Genomic DNA, 25,198 nt, shown 5'->3' on the forward strand with positions numbered 1-25,198 from the left:
TTAACCGAAGAACGCCGGTGGCGATCGCACGTGAAGCTTTCGTCGCTGCGTGTCTGGAGGCGGGTCTGCCAGCGAAGGGCGTCGCCCGCGTCACCACGCTCGGCGACAGAGGCGACGACAGTCGCACTGCGGCATAATGCGGGACGGGAGGCCCAGATGTTTGACCCCCTAGACAGTGACTGGATAAGCCCGACCGAATTGGACTTCCTGCAAGGGATCTTCGACAGGGTTTGCACGTGGTGCCACATTGATCGGCCGAGCGAGCGTGCCGACCGCCTCGCGACCTACTTGTTGCATGAGTTTCGGGTCGGCATTCGCGATGAAACGGCTCTCTTCGAAGCAGCAATGTGGCGCGAGTCAGGTCGTTCAAAGTCCGAACCGACGCATGAGCATGAAAAACGGCTAGGCGTCACCACAATCAACTAGACACATGGCGCGCCGTCCTCTCGGCGCGCCACTCGTCCGAACCATCCACACCCGCTGATGCTCCAGTTGAAAATGCGGGCAATCGCCTACGGTAAACTGCCGCGACAGTCACTTTGATCCCCGCGCCCCCGCCCAAGCAACCGGACGGTGCGGCCGACGTTTGCGCCAATCGGTTTCTCCAAAAAACTTCCAAGCTCGCCCCCACAGCTACACGCTCAGGTGCTCCAACGCGCTTGACGCAAATGGGAGACCTGTCAACGATACGGCTGAAAGCGATCGATAACTGACACCCCAGCGCGCCAAACTTCGTAGCGCGAATTCCGGACGATACATTACGCGATTCACAAAGCAGGAACATTTCGTGATCGACTATGCCGTGCCAGCCTGTGACGCCGGCCGAAACGACTGCCACCTGGGCAGGGCGCCAGTCGCGGAGCTCTTTGCGCTTGCACTTAACATGAGATTCTCAGCCCGCGGAGTCTCAAACCAAATGCCAACCAAGAAAAGACGTCCGCATTCTTACGCCAACGACAACAGACGAGCCCGGCGTGATGTTGTGAGGGTGGTTGACGCCGCAAGACGCGGAGAGGCAGATGCAAATCCCAGCTGGGCCGTCATCGTGCTCGGGGCGCATCATGACACGTCCTGAGAGCCTATGCGCCTCAAGGATGGCCCTATTCTTGCTGCAACCGATCCTTCGGAACGATCATCCGAAGGATGAGCCCCTCCGGGTTCCAGATGCGGATGATCTCTCCGCGAAACTGCTTTTCGAGAGTGAGTTTGCCAAGCTTCGTACCGAACCCTTCTGTCTCGGTCTCTTCGACTGTCGGCCCTCCTCGCTCGGTCCAGACCAATTCCAGGGTTTGGCCGTGGTCGATGCATTCAATGTCAAGCTGGCCGCGGTCGGTCGACAGAGCTCCGTACTTGGCGGCATTGGTTGCAAACTCATGTACGACAAGCGCAAGACCGGTTATGGCCGAGCGTGACACCCAAAGGTCGTCGCCTTGGATCGTCACTCGCTGCCCTTGATCGGTATCGCCAGCGTAAGGTGACAACAAGGTGCCGAGCAGCTCTTTCAGGGTTGCGCTGCCCTCGGCGGCTTCTGCGCCACCCAAACGTGGGAGGGTGAGCGCATGGGCCCGCGCCAAGGAGGCCAGCCGCGCGCCGACGGCCGAAGCGAGCTCCTCCGCAGACTTTGCGGATCTTGCGCTCAATGTCACGACGCTGCTCGAGACGGTGAACAGGTTCTTCACCCGGTGCGCCATTTCTTGGATCAGCAGATCCTTCTGTTGTTCGGCCTGCTTGCGCTCGCTGACGTCACGCGCGATCTTCGAGGCGCCGATGATGAGCCCAGCGTCGTCGTAGATCGGTGAAATTCGCAGCGAAACCGGGATCAAGGCGCCGTCCTTGCGCCGCCTGACCGTCTCGAAATGATCGACACGGTCCCCGGCGCGAATTTGCGCCAGGATGTCAAGCTCCTCGCCGAGCCGGTCGGCGGGGATGAGAAGTGTAACTGGCCGCCCGATCACTTCCTCGTCGGCATAGCCGTAGAGCCGTTCCGCTCCGGCATTCCAGCTGGCGATGACACCATTGAGGTCCATTGAAAGTATCGCGTCTTCCGACGACTCGACAATGGCGGCAAGTTGCTGGGCCGCCCGCTCCGCCTGACGTCGTTCGGAGACTTCACGCTCTTTCGCTCTGAACAGCTGCGCGTTGTCGATTGCGATCGCCGCATGCGCCGCGATCGAGATAACCGTCTCCTCGGCTTCGGCGGTAAAGACGTCCGGTTCGTCGTGGCCGAAGAAAAGACCGCCATGCACTTCGCCCGAATGCGATGTGACCGGAACGGCCAGATAGCTGACCACTGGCAAGTGCCCCTTGGGCATGCCGTAATAAGGCGCCGATTTTCCATAGCGCGGGTCGACGCGAATATTCCCTGAACGCACGACGCCGAGGCCGTGGAACGTGGGGTCGAAGATCGCCGTGTTGCGCGGCAGTTGGAAGTTTGCGAAAGCCTCTCGTGGCACACCTGAGAGGGTATAGAGCGTGTAGCGCTCACCCTCGGGGTCAGTGAGATTATAGAAGAAGGCACCGAATTTGGCCCCTGTGAGCTCAGTGGCGGCGTCGGTCACCGTCTGAACGATGTAATCCAGATCGAGATTGCTGGCGATCGCCTTGGCGATCTTGTCGACCGCCTCAAAGCGGCGCTCGCTCGCCTTGCGCTTTGAGATGTCGAGGATGGTGACATAGGCGCGTTCGCAGCGCGCTCCGTCGAAAGTGATTGTGAAGAGGACGTCGATCCGCCGCCCCGAAAGAGTACGCAGCGCGACATCGCTGCCGAACCGCCGGCCTCCTTCCCAGATGGTCACCAATTCCTCGAGAAAGATCGCGGACGTCTCCGGCAAAAATACGCTAGAGAGCGATCGTAGCAACTCTTCCTTTCTGGTCGCCTCGAACAGTTCGACTGCGAATGGGTTGACGTCGAGGATCCGAACGCGCGTGATTGCCTCTTGCAGCACCTCCGGATGCGCCTCCAGATAGCTTCGCAGATCCGAGAGGCCCTCTGCCCGTAGCTTGTCGAGAAGGTCAACGACCCGCGAAAAGTCCTGCTCCCAGACAGCGGCGCCAACGTTCTCGAAAAGAGAGCGGAAGGCGCGTCTCGCCCTCTTGGCCGCGCTGTTCGGTCGCTTTGCGCTCCTTGATGTCCGCCAAAAGATTGACCGCGCCGACAAAGGCACCGGTACGGTCAAAAAGCGGCGCGGCGTAGGGGACGAACGCCACCCGAGTACCGTCGGGTCGCTCGGCCAGCGTTTCATTTCCACTTACAGGCAACCTCTGCTTCAGAGTGAGAGCCATTGGACATTCATCATAGGGTAGCGGCGTTCCATCCGGCCGATAAAGCCTCCAGGAGCTCCAGAAGTCCGCTTTGCCGAGCTCTGGGCGAAAGCCCAAAAGCGATACGGCCGCTTCATTGAAAAATGCAATCCGCCCGTCCGCATCTGTCGTGTAGACAGCCGCTGGCAGAGCTTTGAGGATCTCTTCAGCAGGATAACTATCAGCCCACCCCAGCTCACTGGGGGCAGTCGATGCTTCCTCGAATGAAGCACCCGACGGTAGTGACTGTACACCCGGATCGACCACGTGCCCGTTACCGGTTTTCATTCCGATCTCCACGCACCCCCTAGGACACTCGGCTGCAGAACCCACCAGCGGTCTACACGATAGCAACTTACCTGGGCCCGCACAAACGGCACTTGAGAACCCCAAAACGCTAACAGGAACGCGCCGGGTACTGGGTTGTCTCGACGTTGGTTGTGCAGCGCGACATGCTCAGCTGAGCGACGGGGGGCTAGCGCTTATCTCGTTCAGGAGCTGGGAGATCGCGGTGACCAGCTGAGCCATGGCGAAGGGCTTCTCAAGCATGATGCTGTTCGGGACGCCTTTTGAACCCCAATCGCGGGCGCTGTCGCCACTGACATAAACCACGGGAATCTGTGGGTCGATTTCTCGTGCACCGCGTGCGAGATCCCACCCGTCAGGCGGCGCTCCTAGCCGTATGTCGGTGACGAGACCCTGAATCGGAGTCGGCGGGGCGTTTAGGATTTGCAGGGCATCTCGTCCCCCGGCTGCCGCGATGATATTGAATCCGGCGTCCGCCAGCGCCTGCTCGAATTCCAAGAGCAGCAGGGACTCGTCCTCGACGAGAAGTAGAGTAACGGTTTCCATTTCCCCTGCACCGGATAGACATTGCCCAAGCATGACAACGTCAAGGAGAGAAAATGGTTCCTTTTGAGAGCCGTGGCTGAGCAGCCAATTCATCTCGCCTTCAGTTGGCGGAGTGCAAAGCGCCGCGGGACCGACCTGTTTGCAACCAACGGCCGACCCCTGTCGCCCGGTTGAAGAGCACGCTGTCGTGAGCGTAAAGCCGGGTCCTCAATGCCGCGGCCCAGATACACGCGCACGGCCGCTTATCGAGGCCGGGCTTCCCTAGATAACGTAGCGCCGGTCAAGCTCCACGAGCGCTGCTTTGATTTCATCGATCGCGACGGGGCTTGGCGTGCCTGGTATCCAACGGAGAGACGGGCGTGACCGCACTGCATGATAATCCGACGCCCAGGACGCAAGGATTGCACGCTTGTCATCGACCGAAATGGCAGCGGATTGAACAACGTCCATCGGCCGATGGATCTCAAAGGTTGGCGCCATGAGAACGGCAGGGCCGCGAGCCATCGCCTCGCTGATGGCGTACTCCAAGATGTGTTTCATCACCGCTCACCTCACCTGACTGGATCCCGGCCGTCGCCTTGACCGTATCGCCTCTGGCACAAAGGCATCTGGCGCAAGCAGATCGTGCTTTTCCGCAAAGGCAGCAAACAGCCCGCGGGCTGTTTCCGCTTCGATCTCGCTGCGCAACGCGGCGCTACAGGCATTGAGGGCCGCGCGGTGCGCTGCATCCCGGTTCGAGGCTGGCCATTCAACCAAGTGACGGTAAGCCTCCATCACGGAACAAACGTTGGTGGGAAATCCAAGCCCGACTAGGATCGTCACGGGCGTTTTGAACATATCGGGTTTCATTCTTGCACTCCTTTCCAACCCAAAATGTCGTTGGGGGCCCATCGGCAAGGGCCCCCTTCTCACTGCGGTCCTTTATCCAGCCTTCCGCGCCTCGATTTGCGGCGAAACCTCCTTGCGTGGCAAAGCTGTTTCGGCCTGGATATCGATCTTCCGCGGCTTCATCTCCTCCGGAACCTCGCGCACGAGTTCGATCTCCAGGAGACCGTTGTTCAGGTCGGCCGCATGGACCCTGACGTGATCGGCAAGCTCAAAGCGATGCTCGAACGGCCGCCCGGCAATGCCGCGGTGCAAATATCCCTCCTGAGCCGCTTCCTGCTTCTTTCCGGTGACGGTCAGGAGATTGGACTGAAATGTGATTTCAAGATCGTCCGAGGCGAAGCCTGCGACCGCGATCGAGATGCGATAGCTGTCATCGCCCGTCTTGACGATGTCGTAAGGCGGCCAGTCACTGATCGTACGGGCGCGATGCGCATTCTCAAGCAGGTTGAAAATCCGGTCGAACCCGACGCTCGAGCGGAACAGGGGTGCGTAGTCGTAAGATGTTGCCATCACCATATCCTCCTTGAAGCAACATGGATATGAAGGCGCCGAGGGCGCGACGCCTCCAGCAAAGCCAGCCCTTGCGGCGACTGGCGACCATCGATTTGGTTTGCGATTTTCCAGGTTTCAAGAGGTGGGGGCGCAAATTTTTGCCGTCGCAGATTGGCCTCATTATTCACCCTGCACTCTGCATTAACACGGCATTCCGCCACGGTTCTCAGAACCAATATTCACCGGCAATCATCGTCCTTCTGATGAAAGTCCCGGACCCTCAATGGATGGCGTGGCTGATCATTCGATAAGGACGACCTGCGTGAAAATTTGAGATGACGGCCGTCGCCTGCTGAAGCACGCGTTCGGCATCTTGCACGTCGTCGCGCGCCAGTTCGCCGGCGTTTATGCGGATCGCCTGCGCCATGTTGGCCGAAAACGCGGCGAAGTGCCGCTTACCTTCGACATAGGCCTCGTGGGAGGTGTCCTCCAGAACACGGGCAATATCGGCAAATAGGTCTTCGCGTTCCTCAACGCTAAGGTCTTTGATCAATCGGTTTTTCTCTTCCATAATCGTCTCACTATGAACAGACATGCGAGGTGGCCGAGCCCGCCTGGGTCTCGGCCGCGCAAGAGCTAGGAAGGACAGGGTTCTGATTCAAGCCTCAGTGGATGGGGAACTCGCCTTGAACGCAGAGCCCTCGCTGGGCCCATCAGGCCCCGGTGAGGATATGGTGGGGTCTTGAAAATCGCGGGTTCCGCGCCAATCTCTGATCCACTTCTTTTCATCCGGTGTGAATGCGAAAGGAGGACATCATGCTCAACCCGGAACTGGTTTGGATGACCCCCGTGACCGTCCGCATGAAGGGCGGGGCGTCGCAAGTCTTTGCATCTGTCAACGACGCCCTCGATTTCCTCGAGGGAGATTGGACTATCTACCGAGGCAGAAAATATAATCGAGCGGTTCAAAGGTGCCGTCGTGCTCTTAACCGAATGACGCCTGTCTCGATCGCCCGCGAGGCTTTCGTTGAGGCCTGCCAGGATGCGGGCATGTCGACGGCAGTGGGTGGAATGCTCGGGAGTGAAACTGGCGACGGCGGTCGCCACTCGCCCGTCTAAACGGTCGGCCCTTTTCCGGTAATCAGCGGGGCGTCGACCGACGTAAACCTTGGCTTTCATCAGCCGCCGCGTGCTGGCTGTCGCTCACCTAGACTCTGTCCGATCTTCAGCGGAGCCCACGTCACCAGCTCAGTTTTCATCATCTAATATCCGGCCGGGCAAATAGACCCGGCCGGTGGGCGGCGCCATTATTCGGATTTGTCGATCGTGATCCGCCTGACGTTGGTCCGCGCCCTTTCTGTCTTCGGCAACGTCACGGTCAGCAGACCATTCTTGAACGTTGCGGCGACATTGTCTTCATCGACTTCGCGCCCCAGGGACAAACGCCGCTCGAAACGCCCATAGTAGCGCTCGCTGAACCGGCGATCCTTGTCCTCTGTCTCCCTTTTGTTTTCACCGCGAAGTGTGAGCACGTCGTCTTCCAACAACACCTCGACGGCGTCCGGGTCGATGCCCGGAACCTCCGCTGTGACGCGGACTTCGCTGTCATTCTCCTCAATCTCGACATGCGGCCACGCGCCATTGAAGGACACTCCCTCCAGCAACGATGGCGAGCCGAAACCGCGCAAGACTTCGTCGAACAGGCGGTTGACATTGCGGTGCAACGACAGAAAAGAGTCCATGTTATCATCGCGATTGGTGCTCGGAACCTGGCTACTGCCGCGGCTCCACGGGATTAGATCACGTACACTCATGGCTAACATCCTTTCCTCGCTTCTTCCCTCCTTTTGGAGCAGCTGGCTTCCTTCGCTCGTTCGCAAACAGGCGAGGCTCCAGCGCGGCGTATTAGGCTGCTTTGTCGCCTTCGATTTGCTTTGAAGCTGGCGTTTTCATGTCGGTTTCGATTGCGATCCGACGCGGCTTCATCTCCTCAGGGACTTGCTTCTTCAAATCGATGACGAGCAGCCCGTTTTCAAGCTTTGCGCCCTCGACGAGGACATGATCGGCAAGTTCAAAGCGGCGCACAAACGGTCTGAGGGCAACACCCCGATGCAGGTAGTGGATCTCTTCGTTTTCCGATTTCGCGCCGTTGACTACGAGCGTGTTCGCCTCATGCGTGATGGTCAGTTCATCCTCGGCAAACCCCGCGACCACGATCATGATGCGGTACGCGCCTTCGCCAAGTTTGACGATGTTATAGGGCGGCCAAGTGTCAACGTTCCGGTTGGAATTTTCCAGCAGGTCGAAAATGCGGTCGAAGCCGATGCTCGACCTCTGGAAGGGTGAAAAGTCGAAGTTCGCTCTCATAACTACATCCTCCGTAGAGCAACATAGACACGAGGGAGCGCCAAGGACGCTCGGCGCTCCCTGACCAAGTCGGCCCCACTTGGGCGGCCGGCGAAAATGAGGTGGGGATCAAGCTGCTTGGCGTCAAGAGGATTGCGTTACGAGGGCAACACGAGTTGTTCGAACCGGAGGGGTCAACGGTTGGCGCTGCCGCGCCCACGATGAAAACTTGGCGAACCCCTTATGACGCCAAGCATCCACCCTGCGGCCGCGCCCGCCGGCCTCGGTCGAGAGCAGACTGCGCCTCAAGTCTCAGTGCACCTGGAACTCGCCTTGGACGCTGCGCCACTCGTTCGGCCCGATCAGGCGCCGGTGCGTATAGCGGACGGAATGTAACGGGCCATCGAGGTTGGTTCGCCAAAAATCCAGAAACTTCTGCATTTCCGGGAAATCAGGAGCAATGTCGTAGTCCTGCCAGACATAGGTCTGGAGAACGCTCTCGTAGTCCGGAATGCGGTAAAGGATGTGCGCCGTGGTAAGACCATAACCGGCAAGCTGACGTTCAAAATCCGAAGAAGGTCGCATGCTTCATCTCCGTTTGACTGCCGCTGTGAAGATCGCGCATGTCTTGCCGACCTTCAACAGGACACAAACGAGAGAAACGCAATTGTTGTTCCTTATCCGTGCGTTAGCAGCCACGCCATGGGAGTGCTAATTTTTTCCGAATCCCCTCTTGAAACTGAAAAACTGCACAACCAGATGATTTCGCGCAAGACGCTCAAGCGAGGTTTTGCACCCGTCCGGACTGGTCATCCGGTCCGGTGATGGGGGATCAACGTCACACCTGTTTGTCCATGGAGGAAAACATGTCGTTCCGACCGCTGCATGATCGCATTCTCGTCCGCCGGGTCGACTCGGAAGAGAAAACCAAGGGCGGGATCATCATTCCAGATACGGCCAAGGAAAAGCCCCAGGAAGGCGAGGTCGTTGCCGTCGGCGCGGGCGCGCGCGACGAAGCCGGCCAGATCCAGGCGCTCGACGTCAAGCCAGGCGATCGCATCCTGTTCGGCAAATGGTCCGGTGCAGAGATCAAGATCAATGGCGAAGACCTGCTGATCATGAAAGAGAGCGAGGTCCTGGGGATCATTGAAGCGGAAGCCGAGCGGCAACAGGCCGCCTGAACTAATCCACCCTTTGTCCGTCAGATAGCTGCCTATTGAGGAGTTACAGAAATGGCTGCGAAAGAAGTCAAGTTCCATCTCGATGCCCGCGAACGCATGCTGCGAGGGGTCGACGTGCTTGCCAATGCGGTAAAGGTCACGCTCGGACCCAAGGGCCGTAACGTCGTGATCGACAAGTCGTTCGGCGCGCCGCGCATCACCAAGGATGGCGTCACCGTTGCCAAGGAAATCGAGCTCGAAGACAAGTTCGAGAATATGGGCGCGCAGATGCTGCGCGAGGTGGCCTCCAAGACCAACGATCTCGCCGGTGATGGTACGACCACGGCGACGGTGCTTGCCCAGGCAATCGTCAAGGAAGGTGCCAAGGCCGTCGCGTCAGGCATGAACCCGATGGATCTGAAGCGGGGCATCGATCTTGCCGTTGATGCGATCGTCACGGAATTGAAGACCAACGCACGCAAGATCTCCAACAACTCGGAGATTGCCCAAGTCGGAACGATCTCAGCAAATGGTGACGAAGAAATCGGCCGATATCTCGCCGAGGCGATGCAGAAGGTCGGCAATGAAGGCGTCATTACCGTCGAGGAGGCCAAGACGGCAGAGACCGAGCTCGAGGTCGTTGAAGGGATGCAGTTCGACCGCGGCTATCTAAGCCCCTATTTCGTGACGAATGCCGACAAAATGCGGACCGAGTTTGAGGATCCTTTCATCCTCATTCACGAGAAGAAGCTCTCCAACCTGCAGGCGATGCTGCCCGTGCTCGAAGCGGTGGTTCAGTCGAGCAAGCCGCTGCTCATCATCGCCGAGGACGTCGAAGGCGAAGCGCTTGCGACGCTGGTCGTCAACAAGCTCAGGGGCGGTCTGAAGGTCGCGGCAGTCAAGGCCCCTGGCTTCGGCGATCGGCGCAAGGCGATGCTTGAAGATATCGCTATTCTCACCGGTGGAACGGTGATCTCTGACGATGTCGGCATCAAGCTCGAGAACGTCACGCTCGACATGCTCGGTCGGGCGAAGAAGGTTGCGATCGAGAAGGAGAACACCACCATCATCGATGGCGTCGGCGCCAAGCATGAGATTGATGGGCGGGTCGCCCAGATCCGCGCCCAGATCGAAGAAACGACGTCGGACTATGATCGCGAAAAACTGCAGGAACGCCTGGCCAAACTCGCCGGCGGCGTCGCGGTCATCCGGGTCGGTGGCTCAACCGAAGTGGAGGTCAAGGAAAAGAAGGACCGCGTCGATGACGCGCTGCATGCGACCCGGGCGGCGGTCGAGGAGGGAATTCTTCCTGGCGGCGGTGTCGCCTTGCTGCGTGCCATCAAGGCCCTCGACAATCTTGGAACCGCCAACCAGGACCAGAAAGTTGGGATCGAGATCGTCCGGCGTGCCGTCGAAGCGCCAGTGCGTCAGATCGCAGAGAACGCCGGGGCGGAAGGCTCGATCATCGTCGGCAAACTGCGCGAAAAGACCGACTTTTCCTACGGCTGGAACGCCCAGACGAATGAATTCGGAGACCTCTACGCGCAGGGCGTCATCGATCCGGCCAAGGTTGTGCGCACAGCGCTCCAGGATGCCGCCTCGGTGGCTGGCCTGCTGGTGACGACCGAAGCGATGATTGCCGAAAAGCCGAAGAAGGACGCTACCCCTGCTCTGCCGGCGGGCCCGGGCATGGACTTCTAGAATGTCTCTCTGGCCCGTTCTTCCAAGGGCGGGCCCGAGGAACTCGACTATTCAGTGAGGTGGAAAATGCAAACGAAGATGTTTGACCGGCCAGTTTACCTGCGTGAAAGGAAGGATCTGGTCCTCGAAATTACAAACCTGGACGACGCGATCGACTTCCTGGAGGAATGGAAGAAAGGAGATCGCGACATCATCCACGACGCCACTCTGAAGACCTGCTACCTGGCCCATGATGGGCACAAGCCGCTTCAGGTGGCGCGAGACGCACTCCGCTCGTTCGCGACGAACAAGGGCATTCTCGTGAAAGTGCCCGCGGTACTCCCGTGGATGATCAAAACCAAGTCCGGCGGGGGTCGGGTCTCGCCGTAGGCTCAACACCAAGAACGAGAGGCTGCGATTGCGGCCTCTCTGCCCTTCGTTCCGGCCGATACGTTGTGCGACGAAATCCGAAAGCAGTGGCGGCAACGGAGGCGGCCATTTCAACGATTGCGTTTTCTCCACTCTCGGTATGGCGCAAGCAACTGACCCGGAAAGCGCTTTTGTATTTCTTCTTCAGTTAAGGCAATTCGCGACAGCACCTCCTGGCGTTCGGAGCCTTCAGCACATTCGCTTGCGGCCGCCTCCAGATCGCTCATGACGGAAAACACCTCGTCCTGCGACATCGCCTCAAGCCGGCCGGCAAAATCTGCGATCGGGATGTTTTGGTAGTTTGTCATAGAACAGCCTCCAACCTTCCAAGCCATAAATCTTCTCGGCGGATCGAAGTTCCACCGAGCGTGGCAAACCAGAATCCAATGTCCTTGTATTTGCCAAGGCGCATACACGACTAACGAGCCTTCGGTGGATCAGAGGAAGTGTCGGTCGTCACACCACGGATCTGAGCCTTTTTACAGGACTCTCGTCATCGGTGGGCGCTGGCGGCGTTTGCGAGGATCTCAGCTCGAAGTGACGGCGGCGCACGACGTGCGGGCAACGGCAATGCGCTACTGCCTCGGTTCGAGAAAACGCCGGACCATGGTGGTAATGAGCTTGCGGCTTTCGTCGAAGTCGATGCCGGGAATCATCAGGGGTAGCATGGGGGCGGCATCGACGATGGCGATCAGCATAGCGGCGGTATGTTCGGTGTCGAGACTCGCATCGACTTGTCCGCGCGCCTGGCCAGCCTTCAGCGTATCCGACAAGAGCCGCCGCACGCCGTCCGAATTGCGGGCGAGGATGTTGCGGATCCGCTCGTTACGCCCCGCCTCGGCCAGGAGCTCGAAGAGGATGCGACAGTGCGCGGCGTCGTCCCAGCTTTTCATGCTCCAGATTTCGGAAAGGAGCACGGTTGCCACATCTCCCGTCTCACGCTGCCCCTCGAAGTGCTTATGCAGTGTGGAGAGGTATTCGTCGGCCATCTGCTCGATGATCGCCTCCTTGCCTGGGAAGTAGTGGTAGAGATGGCCGGGGCTCATCGCCGCCTCCTTGCAGATCATCGAGATCGAGGCTCCCTGCAGGCCATGCCGTAGGAAGCAGCGATGGGCAGCCTCGAGAATCTGCTGCCGTTTTTCCTCGTGCTGATCAGGGACGAGTTTGCGTGCCATTGTGCCTCCAACAAAAATAGAATGATCGCTCTATCTATATTGACGATAGAGCCGAGATCGGAATAATAGAATGAACATTCAATCTATTATGGAATGCGCCGCAGGTCCAGTGCGGCCGTCTTCAAAGCGTGAGGTATCATGGCCAAATCGACCTTGTCATTCTCCTCTCTCCTGGCTTGGCTGCTGGCGGCCTTCTTCCTGTTCGGGTCTTATGGAAATGCCTTCATCACCGCCGACTATGCGGCCGCCTATGCCCGCTGGGGCTATCCGGACTGGTTCCACTATCTCACCGCGGCGCTCGAACTTGCCGCCGCACTTTTGCTGATCGGCAGCGGCACGCGCATCTGCGGCGCCGGGCTCGGTGCAGTGGTGATGTCGGCGGCGACCCTGACCACGCTTGCAAATGGCGACTACTCCCACACGACGGCCCCTGCCATCGTGCTCCTCGTCTCCCTCACAGTCCTCGCGCTCAGCCTCTCGGCGCGGCGCAGGACCGCTTGATCACTCCCCTCTTTTCGGAGCAGATACATGAATGAACGAGTGCAATCGGCCGGTCCGGCCGAAGGAACGAACGCGTCCCTATCACAGGCCGATACATGGTCGGACCTCCTCACCGGGCGGCATCTTGCCATCGTGACGGTTCTGGCGAGCGGCGTGCTGATCTACGCCATGAACCTCTATTTCACGGCCGCGCTGATGCCCTCCATCGTTGCGGATATCGGCGGGCAGCACTACTATGCTTGGGTGACGACATCATTCGTCGTCGCGGCCATTGTCGCCTCGCTGTTCGTCAGTCGCATTCTCGATTGGAAGGGGCCGAGGGCGGCCTATGTGCTGGGCTTCCTCACCTTCGCGTTTGGGGCCGCCGGCAATGCCGTGAGCCCGACCATGGAGCTGCTGATCGCGGGCCGCGTCGTTCAGGGACTAGGCGGCGGCCTCCTTGCCGGCCTTGGCTATGCGGTAATTCGCTCCGCCCTGCCCGAGCGGCACTGGGCCCGCGCGACAGGCGCCGTATCGGCCATGTGGGGTCTCGGCACGCTCTTCGGCCCCGCGCTTGGCGGCGTCTTTGCCGAACTCGGGCTCTGGCGCTGGGCCTACGGCGCCCTGGCCTTTGCGGCGCTTGTTTTCACGATCCTTGCACAACGTTCTTTTGGCAGCGTCGCCGGCTCCGGCCACCGCGCGCCCGTGCCGGTCGCCTCACTTGTTCCACTCGTGCTTGCCATCGTCGCGATCAGCCTCAGCGCCGTGGTTCCGATCGGTTGGCCAACGCTGGCGATGGTGGGTGCAGGCTTGGTGCTTCTGGTCCTGTTTGTCACCGTCGAACGGCGCGCGCACGACACCATTCTGCCGCGCATGACCTATCGACGCGGCAATTCGCTGAAATGGGTCTACCTCACCGTCGCCGCGCTGAGCGCCGGGGTGATGGTCGAGACCTTCATTCCGCTCTTCGCGCAGAAACTTGCAGGCCTCGCCCCTCTTGCCGCGGGTCTGCTTGGTGCAGTGCTTTCCCTCGCCTGGGTCATTGCGCAGCTCTTCGTCGTCTCGGTCTCTTCGGACGCAGGACGGCGGCGCGCTATACGCCTCGGCCCGCTGCTTCTGACCGCCGGCCTCATCGCCTACGGTCTGCTGCAGGCGGAAGGAACCGACTTGGCGATGATCACGCTTTGGGCCGCCGTGCTGGCGGTCGCCGGCGCGGGCATAGGGCTTGCCTGGCCGTTGCTCGGTGTCGCCGCCATGAGCGCGACCAGCGACCCGGCGGAAGGCGGCAAGGCGGCAGCCGCGATCACCACCACTCAGCTCATCGCCTTCTCCGTCACCTCCGCCTTCGCCGGAACACTGATGGCTGCGGGCGGCGACTCGGTGCTGGAGGCCGCGCGCTACGTGACACTGGGCATCGCTCTCCTCACCCTTGCCGGCATTCTCACCGCTGGCATCGCGACGAGGCGATAGTCTGAACCGGTCAGATACCGCCGCAGCTGCGCATTTCGCAAACCGGCTGCGGCGGACACTTATTTGTCGGAGGATGACACGGATGGAAAGAACCTGCCGCAAGACGAGTGTGATGGTCGGCAACGTCGCGCAGCGGCATCGCCATCTCGACCGTGGGGAGGCGGCGGGTTTTTCATAGTGCCAGTCCGGTTCTCGCATCTCCTGGATCAGCTCGGGCGGTTTCATCGACCTAGAAACCGTGGAAACGCAGCACCAGACGATCTACAATGACAGATCCGGCCTTTCCCTCTCGAATGCAATCGTGCATTGTGCGCCACCGAGAAGGAGGCGCTGATGTCTTACAATTGGGAAGGCGCGAGTCGGCGCCGGTATAGGGGTGCACGGCTCTGGCTTTTGATCGCCGTGACCTGTTGGCTTATCGCCCTCGCGCTCACATCCTAGCCGGGACGCGGGCTCATGCGTAACCCAGATTGATTACGCAACTAAACCCGCAGTGTGATTGCGATCGAGTAGCATCGTTGTCACTATGCAACCGTGGACGCACAACAGCCGATCCCGTGGTTGTGTAATCATTGCCGTGCCGCCACTGCATTATTGTACGTATTGCGTTTTTAACGGTTTGACGACCGCCACGAATGAGGCCCCGCGTTCCCCTGCGGGGCTTCATTCGGTTCAAGCGCTCAGCCCTTCTCGACCTTCGCCCCAAACACTGCATAACGGGACCTCAGGAGGCCACGCGGCCCGAGGTGCGCAAGCGCGGCGAACATGCCCGTTGCCATCCGTTGCCCAAGAACGAGCCAGTTCGCCTGCCATGAGAGCCATTTTGTTCGCGATCGGCATTTCCACAGCAGTTCCTTGCCAAAAAACTCGCGTCGCGGCGGGGCAGATGCCCACGGCAGTCCGGTCTATCTTCGGCTGATTCTCCGGCGTCGCCCCTCACGCACCAATCAGATCCGTTCCTACGCTGGACTGTCACTCGCCAGCGCCGAAGTTCCACAGCCGGCCTGCAAAATGTGCATCAGCCAAAGGCGGCCGGATGCGGAAAAAGATTCGCCAACAACGCTTTAACGGCGCATACTCGGTCTGTCCCTGGACAGTAAAAGGGGCTCCGGCGGCTGAGAGGCCATAAGCGCTTTCGCCCTAAGTGGAGGAGTTGCGCTATGTTTGATCAAACGCGCACCGGGTACATTCTTCCCGAAGGTTTCGCAGTCATCGCCACGGCCTTTGAAAAGGTCGTCAGCGCCCGCAACATCGATCGCCATAGCGACGAGGCAGACTGCCTCGCTCGCCGGGCCATCAGCCTTTACATGGACGGCACGCGTTGCGAATGGGAGCTTGAACTCCGGCTCAGAAATTCCTGCCGACAGTTTTTCGAGCACACGTGGCGACACGCCCCCAGCAGCACCCAGGTTGTGGATCTGCTACCCCAATTGTCCGCCTGGGCGAGAAGTCTCACGTCATCCCCAGAGGAAACAACCGCGCTCACCGAACAAACACTTCAACATGCAATCGACCATAGGGCCGAGTTCGTTGAAACCGCGGATGTTCGGGGATGGCTGGTTCGGATGATGGTCGAACTGCGCCTGGGCCGCGCGCGCGGTCGTCGATCGCCGATTGAGAAACATGATGAGCTATAATTAGGAGGGCATTCGCAGGCGCCGGATGAAGATGTGCGGATTGGAACGGCCGTAGCACCAGCGGCTTTTCTGATATCGGTCGCGGCTCAGGTGACGGACGCAAGCGAGATTAAGAAGGCCCCGGAATCCCACGAGGAAGATCCGCGGCCTTCCGTCTGAGCGTTCGATTTCCACAGACGCCGCAATCCAAAGCTATTCGATCGCAGAATGCAACCAAACCAATTGTGAGCGCGCGGGCTCCCGTGACGGACGGAGGGAGATGTAGGCATTCAGCGAGCCGGACATCCAGCGGGCTCGGCCAAATGGGACGAGCGTGGCATCTGCCCGCTGCTTAGTGGCCTCATCATTAATAGACGAACGGTGCGACTCCTGTTTGCTGGCAACGGACTTTCAACGATCGGGTAAGTGCTGGCTCAGCTGGGGTTCAGGCGTTGGTCCTTTATTCCTGATCTGCCGATCCATGGCCGACGATTTACAGAACGCGCGTCGATCGGTTCCGAACCGCTGACGCCAGCGCTCGCGCGGGGCGGCGCCGACGCGGCCGAGACGGACCTAGCTCGCCTGGATACCAGGCTCCAGCTGATCTTCATTGTTTTATAATGGGTGGCGGGGCGAAAATCGGACGCTTGCTCCAGAGGCGTTGATTGAGGGTGTTTCGGTAACCGATAAGATAGACCGACCTCATATAGCTGGCATTGAACGGGTCAGCCATGGAGTACGGAACCTGCGCATCGATCGAGGCAATGTCGAGATCAATGCGTGATCGTTGCGCGAAGTTGTAGAGCGCGATCAGGCCCTGCTTCGTCTGTGATTTGAGAAGTATGCCGTAGGCTCTGCCCATTATCGGCAGGGCTCTTGCCCGGGCCATGGAAAACTCAGGCATCAGGGCGTTATTGACGATCACGTAAATATGCAGATTTTGACCGCGCGCACGGTTGTTGCCCGCAACGAGCAAATGTTCGGGGAGAGTAAAAAACTGCGCGGAACTGCCTCCATCGGAATGCAGCTCTTCGATATCCTTGCCGTCAACCGTAGTTTTTATTGCGACCGGCGGGAATATCCCCGGAACGCTTGCAGACGCGAGCAATATACGGCGAACCAAGGGCAGAGCATCAGAGCGGTCGCTATTCGCAATTGCACCGATATTCCAAATGACGGCGCGTTGGGTGTCAATATTTGTGGTCATCACGAGGAGACGCCGCCCGACACGGTGTTCGCGTGCGATACGATGCAGGATTTCGCTTGTGATGTTCTCCTCTACCGTGTCACGCAGGGCGCTCCCCTGCAGCAGGCTGGGAGAGAAAATACCGGCACCCTTCCATTCGATGTCAATGAGACCGCTCGTTTCGTCCGACAGATAAAGCCGCCTGAGCTGGTGATCATACTCAGGTCCGAGGAAAACAAGCGGCGCAATCAGGGCTCCGGTACTCACGCCCGTCACCACCTCAAAAGTGGGGCGGGTTCCAAGCTCGCTCCATGCCGACACGATCCCAACCGCAAAAGCTCCCCCGGCACCACCGCCTGAAATCGCAAGCATAGTCGGCCTTCCTTTCATGACGACGGGCCTCCAGGGGTCATACGCTTCAGCCGATGGCCGCGGATCGTCAACGTGGGCCCGGATGTTCTCAAACCCTGAGATCTGAGCGCGTTCAGCTTCCGAAGCGCTATATTTCGGACGGTCCGCCGGTACACAACTGCTTGAAATGGCCGTCACAAAGATCGACACGCTGACGATCAAGACCCTAAGAGGAATGCTTACCAATTTTCGGGGATAGTCCTCTCGGATTGAGAGCTTCATCCAGTCACTCCGTCGGAGAAGAAAACCGCGCCGCGTTTGCCAGCGGAGCGGAAGAAGGATTATCTGAGGAAGATCGGGCTCAGCCTACGAGTTCCGCTTTTCCGGATCCGTCGAGGGAAGTTTTGCCGCGGCCAACACAGCGCCGAGGGCCGCGACACCGACTGCTAAGCCGATCCAAAGGCCATAGAGTTTGTGCCCCAGGATGAAGCCGCCGATCAGCGGCGAAGCGACGTCTGTCAAGGCGCCCAGTGACTGGGCGGATCCCATGACGACGCCCTGACGGTTCCCGGGCACATGGACGGACAAGGCCGCAAGATAGGTTGGCTTGGCCATCGCATCGCCTGTGCTCACGCATAGCACCGCCAATGCCAGTAGGGGCACGGTTGTCGCAAGACTTGCAATCAGAAAGCCCGTGCAGATCAGGCCGAAGATCAGAATGATCAGATTGCGTTCGGAGAAGTATCGGCCAAGCCAACCCAGAAACAGGAGTTGGACAAGGATGTTGATGGCTCCGTCCGCCGCAACGATGTAGCTAAGGTGCTGTGGGCCAAACACCTCTCCATTCCAGATGAACGTCTCTGCGAGAAAGACTGGCATTTGCGAGCTGTAGATGCCGTATGCGAGAAAATGGCATAGCATCACAAGGACCAGGATCCGGATGACCGGTGAGAAAAGGATGGCGCGAAACGAGGTTTTCTCGCCCTGATGGGCCTTGCTCTGCGAAGAGACGGCTTGGTCTCGCTTCAGCGCAAACAGCGTCAGGCCAATGGCACCCACTGAGAGGAAAAGGGCGGCGAAGATTGGCGTCGTCAGCGAGGTACCGGACAGAAACCCTGACAGACCGGCCCCAGCAATACCGCCCAAACCTACGCCCCCGGTCAAAATGCCAAGAGACTGCCTTCGATCCTCAGGCGCGGTGTGGTCAGCGACATAACCGGCAACGGCGGAGAAATTGCCGCCGGTCAGACCGAAAAGCGCGCGCGCGACAATGACGACCAACACATTTGGAGCAACCGCGAGCAAAAGAAGACTTGCGGCCGCCATGACTTGGCTCGCAAGCAGAATGCGCTTCCTCCCAAACCGATCCGACAGCTGGCCGAGGGTAGGCGCGGCGACGAATTGGGTGAATGCTTCCGTCGCGATGACGAGGCCGAATATGAGCGGGGTTGCCCCCATGTCCCTCAGGTAGAACGGCAAGATGGGTAGGACCGACGCCATACCAGCAGAGTAAATGCAAACAATCAGAAAGAGCGGCGCCAAGATTTGCCAGTTCCGGCGCATCCTGGAGACCGGTTTGTGTGCAGCTTCAGTCATCCCCACGTCGCCCCTTGCGTAAGATCGAAGACAGTACGCGATGTGCTATCGTCCTTGGGCCATGCCCTGTCGAAATCCGCGAATGGGACCTTCCTGAAATTGATATAGAGATTGCCTGGGGTAGCGGCACGCAACACGTCGCCGGTGAGTTCAACCAGCCTTTCGACAGAGACGCTACCAACGCCGCAGCCCATCAGGTCGATCGCTGACGCTCTCAACAATGCCCCAGGCAAAGCGATCTCGGGCCCGGAAACCGAACCTACCTGAACGAAACGGAGCGGGCGGCCGTTAGACCCAGCTTTTGCCGCGACCGATAAAAGGCACTCGGCGCTCTTGCCCCACAGATAGTCGATCACGATATCGACGCCCTCTTCGAATTCCTCCACTAAACGACGTTCGAGCAATGCCGGCTCAGCGCCAAGCTGGATGGTCGTGACGGCGCCATTTTGCCTGATGTCTCCAAGGGCAATCGGATTTCTTCCAGTTGCAATGATCTTGCCGGCTCCAAGCCATTTGGCAACCTGCACTGCGAGGCGCCCGGCTGTGCCGGTCGCGCCATTGATCAAGACCGTTTCACCCGCCTGCAAACGGGCGCGTTCTGTCAGCGCCGCCCAGGACGATACTCCCGGATTGGCAACGGCTGCCGCGGTGAAGTCATCAAGATCGTCGGGAAGCGACACACAAAAGCGTGGCGCTGCGACGACAAATTCAGCCATGCTGCCAAAGGGCGAGCGAGGAAGACCAAAGTACACCCGGCGTCCGTCCTCGAGCCTGCCAACGCCGTCGATTCCGACGACGAACGGGAACACTTCGTTAGCGCTGTAATGGGCACCGGAGACGCGCGCCTTTGTGACATGGCTGATCGCGGCTGCGGTGACTTTGATCCAGTTTTCGCCAAAGATGGGGGTAGGCGGGGCAATCTCCCCTAAGGCCGGTTCGCACCCAGTGCCCGAGACGATCGCCGCCTTCATTGGCAGTTCCCCTGCAATGAGGACAGGCCGACATGTACCAGATAACCATCGATTTCGTCGGTTCGGTCTGCGTCGAAGACGGCGCCGATATATCCGTCCGGGCGGATCAGCAGGCAATCTCCAGGCATCAGTGAGTATGCGGTCTTAAAATGCTGCCATTCGTCACGGCACTCTGCATCGCGCGCAATTCGGTGAATGTGCAACTCCGCTCGCTGCGTGACCGTATGCGTAGACGCTTCGTATGCCAGCAAAGTCCAATGGGGGCCTTTCAGCAAATCGAAGAGACGCACGATCTGCCCTCCCGCGCCGCGCAACGGTGCGTCCGGAGCACGCGCGCCGGCGGGAAGAGTGCCCTGGCTCGCGGTAAAATTCAGCGACAGCTCGGATTCCGGATAGCCGATATCGAGTTGACGCACGTCCCTTCCGCGGCGCATGTCTCCTCGTTTTTGGGCGTCGAGCAACCGATTTGCCAGCCCAAGCATCGCGGCGGCAACAGGCCGCCTTTCGGCCTCGTAACTGTCCAGCAAGCGATCCGGCGCGCCACGGGCCACGGCAGAAAGCTTCCAACCGAGATTGTAGGCATCCTGCACGCTGGTGTTGAGGCCCTGGCCTCCGGTTGGTGGATGCACATGGGCGGCATCGCCAATCAGGAAAATACGGTCCGTTCGATAGCTGTCGGCAAGGCGAGCGCTCATTTCGTAGTCTGAAGCCCAGTGAACGGCGTGCACAGTGATGCCGCTTGAACCTGTCCGATCCGAAACAAACCGCGTTAGTCCTTCGGGAGTGAGATCGACATATGCGTCTCTCGCGACAGGTGCCTGCACTTGGAACAGATCTGTACCAGCGAGCGGGCCAATCCAAACCTGCAAGTTCATGTCACCGCCCCTGGCAAAGCGATGGGCGACCTCACGAGAAAGCCCGGAGAGTTCGACGTCTGCCACGACAGCGCGCGCGTCAAGCGTGCTGCCGGGGAAACCGATATCTAAGGTATGTCGGACGAAGCTTTTGCCGCCGTCGGCGCCGATCAGCCAGCGCGTACGAACAGATTCTTCGCCGCCGCCATCGGCAATTCGAGCGGTCACTCCGTCTTCGTCCTGGTCGAAACCCTTCAATTCTCGACCGAACTCAACCCGGCCACCAAGCTCGGCCAGACGCGACCGTAAAATCTGTTCGGTTACGAACTGCGGAACCATGAGTGCCAGATGGTATGGCTCGGCCGGCGTCGGTTCGATGATCTCGGCCATGTCAGCATCGTGGTAGCTTCCGTCATCCCGGTAGGTGCGCTGGCGTGGGTAAAGCCCACCGGACGCCACCGCCTTGTCGAGAATGCCAAGATCTTCGAAGATTTCCTGTGTTCTGGGCTGTATGCCTTTGCCGCGCGATCCCCGAAACGGTGCTTTCGCCCGATCGATCAATCGAAAGGAAATCCCGCGGCGCGCGAGATCGATGGCAAGCGTCAGGCCAGCCGCACCCGCTCCGCAGATGAGTACATCTGCGGCAAAATCATTTGTCATCTCTGCCTCCATGTGTGTATTATGCACATAAACGGAGCGAGGCTTGATGTCAACGAACAATGTGCAAACTACACATATGTCCGCGATGATGCGCGATCTTCACGGCGCTCTAATCGAGATTGTCAGCGCAATGAACCGTCCCCAGCGCGACGACGAACTCGTGCGCGAAGCCGGCATATCGTTGGACCGCGCGCTGTTTCGCCTTCTTGTCGCCATTGAACGATTGGGACCGATTGGTGTCGTTGATCTCGCTGAGCGCATAGGACTGGACTACACGACTGTCAGTCGTCAGGTCGCCAAGCTTGACGGCCTGGGTCTTGTCGAACGCAAGGGCAGCGTCGCCGATCGTCGCGTTCGCGAAGCCGTGATAACGCCTGAGGGACAGCGCATGACGGACAAGATCGACGCCGCTCGTGAGCGAATGAGCCAGGCGATTTTCGCTTCATGGGAGGAAAAGGATATTGCCGATCTGGTACGACTGATGGGCCGGTTTGCCGAGGCATTTAGACACGATAAGAAGGTATGATCGCGAAGCGTACGCTCGCTTGCCACCCGCGACCACGAGCGTGACGCACACGCGTTGCCGAACCGACTCTAGGCCGAGTACGTGGTTGCACCAGAGCAGTCCGAACCCGTGAAATATAGCCAAAGAATGTCCGGTAACCATTGTCCCGTGAATGTGCCTTTGCGCTGGACATCTACCACCTTCACATGGGGGTCGATCGTCGGGCGGCGATGGTCGGCCAAGCTTTCACAAATCGGTCGCTTAGCGACTGACCCGTCCCTTTTCTTAACCGTGGTGATTGATCTCCGTGTCGTTTCGCATTTAACCGCAAGACTCTGACGACAACAGTTTCAATAAGATAGCCCGGCACTTAATTTGAGATTGTTCCGTTGATTTTCGCACCGTCGACGAAACAGACGGTGTTACTGTTAATGAATTTGAGATTCTCAGCCCACGGAATCTCACATTAAATGCCAACCAAGAAAGAAACGGCCGCATTCATACGTTTAAGTGCCAAACGACATCACGCTCTACATAAGGTGTTGCGCATGTACTCCCCGCCACTCCGGGGATCGACGCGCAACCGGGCTTCATCATTAACGAAGCCAACCTGGCCTGGTCGCGCCCCCACGACGAGGCCTTCGATTTGCAGCCCAAGCCGAAAAGCCCAGCGACAGTCGCAAAGGTGTTGCGTAATCCAGATTGATTACGCAACTAGGCCATTCGCGTGATTGTGCGCGACCAGCACATTTGCGACGATGCAACCGTGGCCGCACAACAGAACTAATCCATGGTTGTGTATTCGTTGCCGTGCCGCCACTGCATTAATGGACGTATTGCGTTTTAGTATGGTTTGACGACCGCCAATAATGAGGCCCCGTTCCCCGGCGGGGCTTCTTTTTTTCAAGGCAGCTTCAAGAACACCAGCCCCCTTGGGGAGATACTTTTGTCCCTTTCGGCTGCTGGGGCCCTCATAGCCTCCTCCTTAGCGGAGCAGCCTGACATGACGAGAACGGCCGCCGCCAAATGAAAGCCAGCGAGATCTCCGCCTTTGTCGACGAGGTAGTCAAGGCCGGCTCGACATCTGCGCCGTGGGGCATGAGAGCTACGTGATTGGCGATATAGAAGAGCAGGAAAACGATCGAAGAGCTTCAGCGGATCGGGGAGAAATACGGCGACCGTGGCCCGCTGAAGCTACAGATTGTGGGCTACCTCTGGTCGATCGGTCGAATCATAGGGCTCGGCCACGACGGATCACGTCACTGAGCCGCGGAACCGTTTTGGATCCGCGTTGGTTGGTAGTCTGCTCCGAGGTTCCCATTGCCCTGCGGAGCACACCGGAATTGGCCCCTGAAGCTCCAGAGGGGCCAATTCTATTCTCGTCGCGCCCCAAAATGGGCGGTTCCGTTGTTGCAAGCGACCCGGACTTAGGTCTGATACTCCCTCTGCAAAGGTCCTAATCCGTTGTCGGACCCGACGCTCTCTGCCATTGCTGGTTGAATATCAATGGACTTTCCTGTGACCTTCGATGAGGTCGCGTGATTCCGGATTTCGTGGATGAGATGATCGCGGCCGGGTGCGACATCACAGCAATTGGCCATGGGATGTACGTAATAGGCGAGGTGACGGGATCCGCTAAAGAAGATGTCCGTCGGATAACGGAAAAATACGGGGATCGGGACCCACTCAGGCTGGAGATTATTGCCTACCTCTGGTCTATCGGGCGGTTCATAGAGGTTTCCTCCGAAGGCACGCGGCACTAGGGGCGACCAGCCATGTGCATTCACCTCTTAGTTAGAAAAACAAGCCACCACCCCGACACGGCATGATGCCGGCTGGGGAACATGATGGGCTATGACTGGAGTGGCGCGCGCGGGCGCCGGATGAAGATCGCGCGATATGGAACCGCCGTCGCGCTTGCGGCCCTGCTGGTATCGGTCGCGACTGAGGTGGTGACTCGCGCTATATAGAGGGGGAAATCGATGGATGCTTTGGGTGCGATCGCACTGATCGCTGGGCTGTTCTGGCTGACTCGAAGAACTCTAGCCGAGAGCTTCCTACGCGAACTCGACCGAAAGCGAGACCCTGCCGAGCAAGCAGCCGCCCGTGAACGATTCCTTGACTGGCTGGCGGCCCTGCCGGATTGGCCGGGAGCAGCGGTGATCGTCATCGGCGGCTTCGCGATCTTGCTGTAAGAACCGGCCTTCTATTCTATTTGGCCACCCCTATCAGCGCATGGCTGCTCTATCGCTGGGCTAAAAATGGCGCCGGCGGCTGGGTGATCGTAAGCGCTTTCGCCCCAATTCCAGCGGCCACCCTTGCCAAGAGGCTGATGCTGCCGGTAAGCAACGATACGCTGCGCGTCGTGCGGCGGCGCGGCAGTCCCCGCTTCGTCCCGCCGACCGTGATCGGGATCGATGACTGGGCGTGGCGACGTAACCAACACTATGGGACCATCATCTGCGATCTGGAACGGCGCAAAACCATTACCCTCCTGCCAGATCGGGAGCCGTCGACGGCCCAGGTGTGGCTCTCGGACCAACCCCAAATGTCAGCATCGTCGCCCGCGACCACGGTGATGGTTACGCGCAGCCAAGGCCTTGCCATGACGGTGCAAAAGTGGGAAGCGGGCGCAAAGCGGCCGAGTGGCCCCCGCATTGAAGTTGCTCTCCATCGTCCGGAAACACGGTCTAGAGATGCTGTCCTAGCAGGACGTTGACGCGGAAGGCGTCGGACCGATCGCGATCGACCACCCTCCTCCCTCATCTGCCCGGCCGCACCAGCGACCGGGCAATGTCGATGATGTCGTCACGCGAGGCAGTTGGATCCTCTTTGCTCCAGGCGACGCCAAGCCCGATCTTCAGATCGACGCCGCGCACGGGCTTGAGTTCGAAATTGCGGTTGGGCAGATCCTTCGTCCATTCCGGCGCAAAGCCGACGCCAAGGCCGGCGGAGACAAGCGACACCAGCGAGAAGGTGTCATCACAACTGTAGGCGATGTTGCCGGTGAGCCCATGGGTCTCGAACATTTCGGAGAAATAGCGCTCAGAGAAGGAAAGGTTTTGACGGGAAAAGGCGATAATCTTCTCGGCCCTCAGGTCCTCGATGTCGATCTCGCTTCGGAGTGCGAGCGGGCTCGTCTTTTCGACCGCCAGCAGATAGCGCTCATGCGCGATCGAGAAGAAGC

The 25,198-nt window shown here is 59.2% G+C and carries 27 protein-coding genes and 2 pseudogenes; 12 read left to right on the plus strand and 17 right to left on the minus strand.

Features of this window, described 5'->3' with window-relative positions; all coding sequences use genetic code 11:
• The first annotated feature begins 156 nt into the window (after positions 1 to 156).
• Entirely contained in the window at positions 157 to 426 is a 270-nt protein-coding gene (locus L981_RS31940; protein WP_043626441.1) for a hypothetical protein, read from the plus strand.
• Positions 427 to 1,100: 674 nt separating this feature from the next.
• Here L981_RS31940 and L981_RS36100 read toward each other — a convergent pair.
• From L981_RS36100 to L981_RS31975, 7 genes are all read right to left on the minus strand, one after another.
• On the minus strand, positions 1,101 to 2,945 hold the full coding sequence (locus L981_RS36100) for a PAS domain S-box protein (RefSeq protein ID WP_371258919.1): 1,845 nt from the start codon (positions 2,943 to 2,945) through the stop codon (positions 1,101 to 1,103).
• A gap of 67 nt (positions 2,946 to 3,012) precedes the next feature.
• Entirely contained in the window at positions 3,013 to 3,588 is a 576-nt protein-coding gene (locus L981_RS34245; RefSeq protein ID WP_082006229.1) for a PAS domain-containing protein, read from the minus strand.
• 168 nt (positions 3,589 to 3,756) lie between these two features.
• Positions 3,757 to 4,245, minus strand: coding sequence for a response regulator (locus tag L981_RS31955; protein WP_371258920.1), 489 nt, complete (start codon positions 4,243 to 4,245; stop codon positions 3,757 to 3,759).
• Positions 4,246 to 4,413: 168 nt separating this feature from the next.
• On the minus strand, positions 4,414 to 4,692 hold the full coding sequence (locus L981_RS31960) for a hypothetical protein (protein ID WP_371258921.1): 279 nt from the start codon (positions 4,690 to 4,692) through the stop codon (positions 4,414 to 4,416).
• 6 nt (positions 4,693 to 4,698) lie between these two features.
• Positions 4,699 to 5,001, minus strand: a complete 303-nt coding sequence (locus L981_RS31965) for a DUF982 domain-containing protein (protein WP_043626450.1) — start codon at positions 4,999 to 5,001, stop codon at positions 4,699 to 4,701.
• A gap of 72 nt (positions 5,002 to 5,073) precedes the next feature.
• Positions 5,074 to 5,550, minus strand: coding sequence for an Hsp20 family protein (locus L981_RS31970; protein ID WP_043626514.1), 477 nt, complete (start codon positions 5,548 to 5,550; stop codon positions 5,074 to 5,076).
• 262 nt (positions 5,551 to 5,812) lie between these two features.
• The gene (locus L981_RS31975; RefSeq protein WP_043626453.1) at positions 5,813 to 6,103 is read right to left on the minus strand and encodes a hypothetical protein; all 291 of its coding nucleotides are present in this window, start codon (positions 6,101 to 6,103) and stop codon (positions 5,813 to 5,815) included.
• Between the two features lie 245 nt (positions 6,104 to 6,348).
• Here L981_RS31975 and L981_RS31980 point away from each other — a divergent pair, with 245 nt between their 5' ends.
• The gene (locus tag L981_RS31980; RefSeq protein ID WP_043626456.1) at positions 6,349 to 6,651 is read left to right on the plus strand and encodes a DUF982 domain-containing protein; all 303 of its coding nucleotides are present in this window, start codon (positions 6,349 to 6,351) and stop codon (positions 6,649 to 6,651) included.
• A gap of 188 nt (positions 6,652 to 6,839) precedes the next feature.
• Here L981_RS31980 and L981_RS31985 read toward each other — a convergent pair whose 3' ends face one another.
• The 3 genes from L981_RS31985 to L981_RS31995 all read right to left on the minus strand — a co-directional run bounded on the left by L981_RS31985 (position 6,840) and on the right by L981_RS31995 (position 8,463).
• Positions 6,840 to 7,346 carry an Hsp20/alpha crystallin family protein gene (locus L981_RS31985; protein WP_043626458.1) on the minus strand — a complete coding sequence of 169 codons (507 nt, stop codon included), beginning with the start codon at positions 7,344 to 7,346 and terminating at the stop codon, positions 6,840 to 6,842.
• 91 nt (positions 7,347 to 7,437) lie between these two features.
• Complete coding sequence (locus tag L981_RS31990; protein WP_043626461.1) at positions 7,438 to 7,899, minus strand: Hsp20 family protein; 462 nt, start codon at positions 7,897 to 7,899, stop codon at positions 7,438 to 7,440.
• A 291-nt stretch (positions 7,900 to 8,190) separates the two neighbouring features.
• Entirely contained in the window at positions 8,191 to 8,463 is a 273-nt protein-coding gene (locus L981_RS31995) for an usg protein (protein ID WP_043626464.1), read from the minus strand.
• Positions 8,464 to 8,744: 281 nt separating this feature from the next.
• On the opposite strand from L981_RS31995, the gene L981_RS32000 reads away from it, so the two are divergent.
• The 3 genes from L981_RS32000 (at position 8,745) to L981_RS32010 (ending at position 11,108) form a co-directional block, all read left to right on the plus strand.
• On the plus strand, positions 8,745 to 9,059 hold the full coding sequence (locus L981_RS32000) for a co-chaperone GroES (protein ID WP_043626468.1): 315 nt from the start codon (positions 8,745 to 8,747) through the stop codon (positions 9,057 to 9,059).
• Between the two features lie 51 nt (positions 9,060 to 9,110).
• Complete coding sequence (groL, locus tag L981_RS32005) at positions 9,111 to 10,739, plus strand: chaperonin GroEL (protein WP_043626471.1); 1,629 nt, start codon at positions 9,111 to 9,113, stop codon at positions 10,737 to 10,739.
• A gap of 66 nt (positions 10,740 to 10,805) precedes the next feature.
• Positions 10,806 to 11,108, plus strand: coding sequence for a DUF982 domain-containing protein (locus tag L981_RS32010; RefSeq protein WP_043626475.1), 303 nt, complete (start codon positions 10,806 to 10,808; stop codon positions 11,106 to 11,108).
• A 110-nt stretch (positions 11,109 to 11,218) separates the two neighbouring features.
• Here L981_RS32010 and L981_RS32015 read toward each other — a convergent pair whose 3' ends face one another.
• Together L981_RS32015 and L981_RS32020 are read right to left on the minus strand one after the other, a co-directional pair.
• Positions 11,219 to 11,455 carry a hypothetical protein gene (locus L981_RS32015; protein WP_043626478.1) on the minus strand — a complete coding sequence of 79 codons (237 nt, stop codon included), beginning with the start codon at positions 11,453 to 11,455 and terminating at the stop codon, positions 11,219 to 11,221.
• A 267-nt stretch (positions 11,456 to 11,722) separates the two neighbouring features.
• Positions 11,723 to 12,322 carry a TetR/AcrR family transcriptional regulator gene (locus tag L981_RS32020; RefSeq protein WP_043626480.1) on the minus strand — a complete coding sequence of 200 codons (600 nt, stop codon included), beginning with the start codon at positions 12,320 to 12,322 and terminating at the stop codon, positions 11,723 to 11,725.
• Between the two features lie 138 nt (positions 12,323 to 12,460).
• Between L981_RS32020 and L981_RS32025 the strand changes: the two genes are divergently transcribed.
• The 3 genes from L981_RS32025 (at position 12,461) to L981_RS32035 (ending at position 15,909) form a co-directional block, all read left to right on the plus strand.
• Positions 12,461 to 12,823, plus strand: a complete 363-nt coding sequence (locus L981_RS32025; RefSeq protein WP_043626484.1) for a DoxX family protein — start codon at positions 12,461 to 12,463, stop codon at positions 12,821 to 12,823.
• Positions 12,824 to 12,850: 27 nt separating this feature from the next.
• Positions 12,851 to 14,272 carry an MFS transporter gene (locus L981_RS32030; RefSeq protein ID WP_043626487.1) on the plus strand — a complete coding sequence of 474 codons (1,422 nt, stop codon included), beginning with the start codon at positions 12,851 to 12,853 and terminating at the stop codon, positions 14,270 to 14,272.
• A 1,160-nt stretch (positions 14,273 to 15,432) separates the two neighbouring features.
• A complete protein-coding gene (locus tag L981_RS32035) occupies positions 15,433 to 15,909 on the plus strand; it encodes a hypothetical protein (protein ID WP_043626489.1) in 477 nt (158 codons plus the stop codon).
• Between the two features lie 586 nt (positions 15,910 to 16,495).
• Here the strand turns inward: L981_RS32035 and L981_RS32040 are convergent.
• From L981_RS32040 to L981_RS32055, 4 genes are all read right to left on the minus strand, one after another.
• A complete protein-coding gene (locus L981_RS32040; protein WP_082006231.1) occupies positions 16,496 to 17,707 on the minus strand; it encodes a patatin-like phospholipase family protein in 1,212 nt (403 codons plus the stop codon).
• Positions 17,708 to 17,791: 84 nt separating this feature from the next.
• A complete protein-coding gene (locus L981_RS32045) occupies positions 17,792 to 19,021 on the minus strand; it encodes a tetracycline resistance MFS efflux pump (RefSeq protein WP_043626491.1) in 1,230 nt (409 codons plus the stop codon).
• On the minus strand, positions 19,018 to 19,992 hold the full coding sequence (locus tag L981_RS32050; RefSeq protein ID WP_043626493.1) for a zinc-binding alcohol dehydrogenase family protein: 975 nt from the start codon (positions 19,990 to 19,992) through the stop codon (positions 19,018 to 19,020). Before L981_RS32050 ends, L981_RS32045 begins: the two co-directional genes overlap by 4 nt.
• Positions 19,989 to 21,506: an FAD-dependent oxidoreductase gene (locus tag L981_RS32055; RefSeq protein WP_043626494.1), complete on the minus strand. Its 1,518-nt coding sequence runs from the start codon at positions 21,504 to 21,506 to the stop codon at positions 19,989 to 19,991. Before L981_RS32055 ends, L981_RS32050 begins: the two co-directional genes overlap by 4 nt.
• 43 nt (positions 21,507 to 21,549) lie before the next feature.
• On the opposite strand from L981_RS32055, the gene L981_RS32060 reads away from it, so the two are divergent.
• The 4 genes and pseudogenes from L981_RS32060 to L981_RS35710 all read left to right on the plus strand — a co-directional run.
• On the plus strand, positions 21,550 to 22,032 hold the full coding sequence (locus tag L981_RS32060; RefSeq protein ID WP_043626496.1) for a MarR family winged helix-turn-helix transcriptional regulator: 483 nt from the start codon (positions 21,550 to 21,552) through the stop codon (positions 22,030 to 22,032).
• A gap of 1,961 nt (positions 22,033 to 23,993) precedes the next feature.
• Complete coding sequence (locus tag L981_RS32070) at positions 23,994 to 24,206, plus strand: hypothetical protein (RefSeq protein WP_043626502.1); 213 nt, start codon at positions 23,994 to 23,996, stop codon at positions 24,204 to 24,206.
• Between the two features lie 110 nt (positions 24,207 to 24,316).
• Positions 24,317 to 24,603, plus strand: a pseudogene (locus L981_RS34260) (transposase); the annotation flags it as partial.
• Between the two features lie 16 nt (positions 24,604 to 24,619).
• Positions 24,620 to 24,719: pseudogene (locus L981_RS35710) on the plus strand (helix-turn-helix domain-containing protein); the annotation flags it as partial.
• A 54-nt stretch (positions 24,720 to 24,773) separates the two neighbouring features.
• Here L981_RS35710 and L981_RS32075 read toward each other — a convergent pair.
• On the minus strand, positions 24,774 to 25,198 hold a 425-nt coding region (locus L981_RS32075), incomplete at its 5' end, for a LysR family substrate-binding domain-containing protein (protein ID WP_043626505.1).

The sequence above is a fragment of the Ensifer sp. ZNC0028 genome (assembly GCF_000799055.1).
GTDB lineage: Bacteria > Pseudomonadota > Alphaproteobacteria > Rhizobiales > Rhizobiaceae > Ensifer.

What these genes read in the sequence shown, in the direction of transcription:
- L981_RS32050 (WP_043626493.1), bottom strand. Translation starts at nt 19,992, where the DNA reads ATGAAGGCGGCGATCGTCTCGGGCACTGGGTGCGAACCGGCCTTAGGG.
- L981_RS31955 (WP_371258920.1), bottom strand. Translation starts at nt 4,245, where the DNA reads ATGAATTGGCTGCTCAGCCACGGCTCTCAAAAGGAACCATTTTCTCTC.
- L981_RS31995 (WP_043626464.1), bottom strand. Translation starts at nt 8,463, where the DNA reads ATGCGACCTTCTTCGGATTTTGAACGTCAGCTTGCCGGTTATGGTCTT.
- L981_RS31985 (WP_043626458.1), bottom strand. Translation starts at nt 7,346, where the DNA reads ATGAGTGTACGTGATCTAATCCCGTGGAGCCGCGGCAGTAGCCAGGTT.
- L981_RS34245 (WP_082006229.1), bottom strand. Translation starts at nt 3,588, where the DNA reads ATGAAAACCGGTAACGGGCACGTGGTCGATCCGGGTGTACAGTCACTA.
- L981_RS32055 (WP_043626494.1), bottom strand. Translation starts at nt 21,506, where the DNA reads ATGACAAATGATTTTGCCGCAGATGTACTCATCTGCGGAGCGGGTGCG.
- L981_RS31965 (WP_043626450.1), bottom strand. Translation starts at nt 5,001, where the DNA reads ATGAAACCCGATATGTTCAAAACGCCCGTGACGATCCTAGTCGGGCTT.
- L981_RS32035 (WP_043626489.1), top strand. Translation starts at nt 15,433, where the DNA reads ATGTTTGATCAAACGCGCACCGGGTACATTCTTCCCGAAGGTTTCGCA.
- L981_RS32000 (WP_043626468.1), top strand. Translation starts at nt 8,745, where the DNA reads ATGTCGTTCCGACCGCTGCATGATCGCATTCTCGTCCGCCGGGTCGAC.
- L981_RS32040 (WP_082006231.1), bottom strand. Translation starts at nt 17,707, where the DNA reads ATGAAGCTCTCAATCCGAGAGGACTATCCCCGAAAATTGGTAAGCATT.
- L981_RS31970 (WP_043626514.1), bottom strand. Translation starts at nt 5,550, where the DNA reads ATGGCAACATCTTACGACTACGCACCCCTGTTCCGCTCGAGCGTCGGG.
- L981_RS32025 (WP_043626484.1), top strand. Translation starts at nt 12,461, where the DNA reads ATGGCCAAATCGACCTTGTCATTCTCCTCTCTCCTGGCTTGGCTGCTG.
- L981_RS32015 (WP_043626478.1), bottom strand. Translation starts at nt 11,455, where the DNA reads ATGACAAACTACCAAAACATCCCGATCGCAGATTTTGCCGGCCGGCTT.
- L981_RS32030 (WP_043626487.1), top strand. Translation starts at nt 12,851, where the DNA reads ATGAATGAACGAGTGCAATCGGCCGGTCCGGCCGAAGGAACGAACGCG.
- L981_RS32010 (WP_043626475.1), top strand. Translation starts at nt 10,806, where the DNA reads ATGCAAACGAAGATGTTTGACCGGCCAGTTTACCTGCGTGAAAGGAAG.
- L981_RS32045 (WP_043626491.1), bottom strand. Translation starts at nt 19,021, where the DNA reads ATGACTGAAGCTGCACACAAACCGGTCTCCAGGATGCGCCGGAACTGG.
- L981_RS31990 (WP_043626461.1), bottom strand. Translation starts at nt 7,899, where the DNA reads ATGAGAGCGAACTTCGACTTTTCACCCTTCCAGAGGTCGAGCATCGGC.
- L981_RS31980 (WP_043626456.1), top strand. Translation starts at nt 6,349, where the DNA reads ATGCTCAACCCGGAACTGGTTTGGATGACCCCCGTGACCGTCCGCATG.
- L981_RS31940 (WP_043626441.1), top strand. Translation starts at nt 157, where the DNA reads ATGTTTGACCCCCTAGACAGTGACTGGATAAGCCCGACCGAATTGGAC.
- L981_RS31960 (WP_371258921.1), bottom strand. Translation starts at nt 4,692, where the DNA reads ATGAAACACATCTTGGAGTACGCCATCAGCGAGGCGATGGCTCGCGGC.
- L981_RS32070 (WP_043626502.1), top strand. Translation starts at nt 23,994, where the DNA reads ATGGATGCTTTGGGTGCGATCGCACTGATCGCTGGGCTGTTCTGGCTG.
- L981_RS31975 (WP_043626453.1), bottom strand. Translation starts at nt 6,103, where the DNA reads ATGGAAGAGAAAAACCGATTGATCAAAGACCTTAGCGTTGAGGAACGC.
- L981_RS32020 (WP_043626480.1), bottom strand. Translation starts at nt 12,322, where the DNA reads ATGGCACGCAAACTCGTCCCTGATCAGCACGAGGAAAAACGGCAGCAG.
- groL (WP_043626471.1), top strand. Translation starts at nt 9,111, where the DNA reads ATGGCTGCGAAAGAAGTCAAGTTCCATCTCGATGCCCGCGAACGCATG.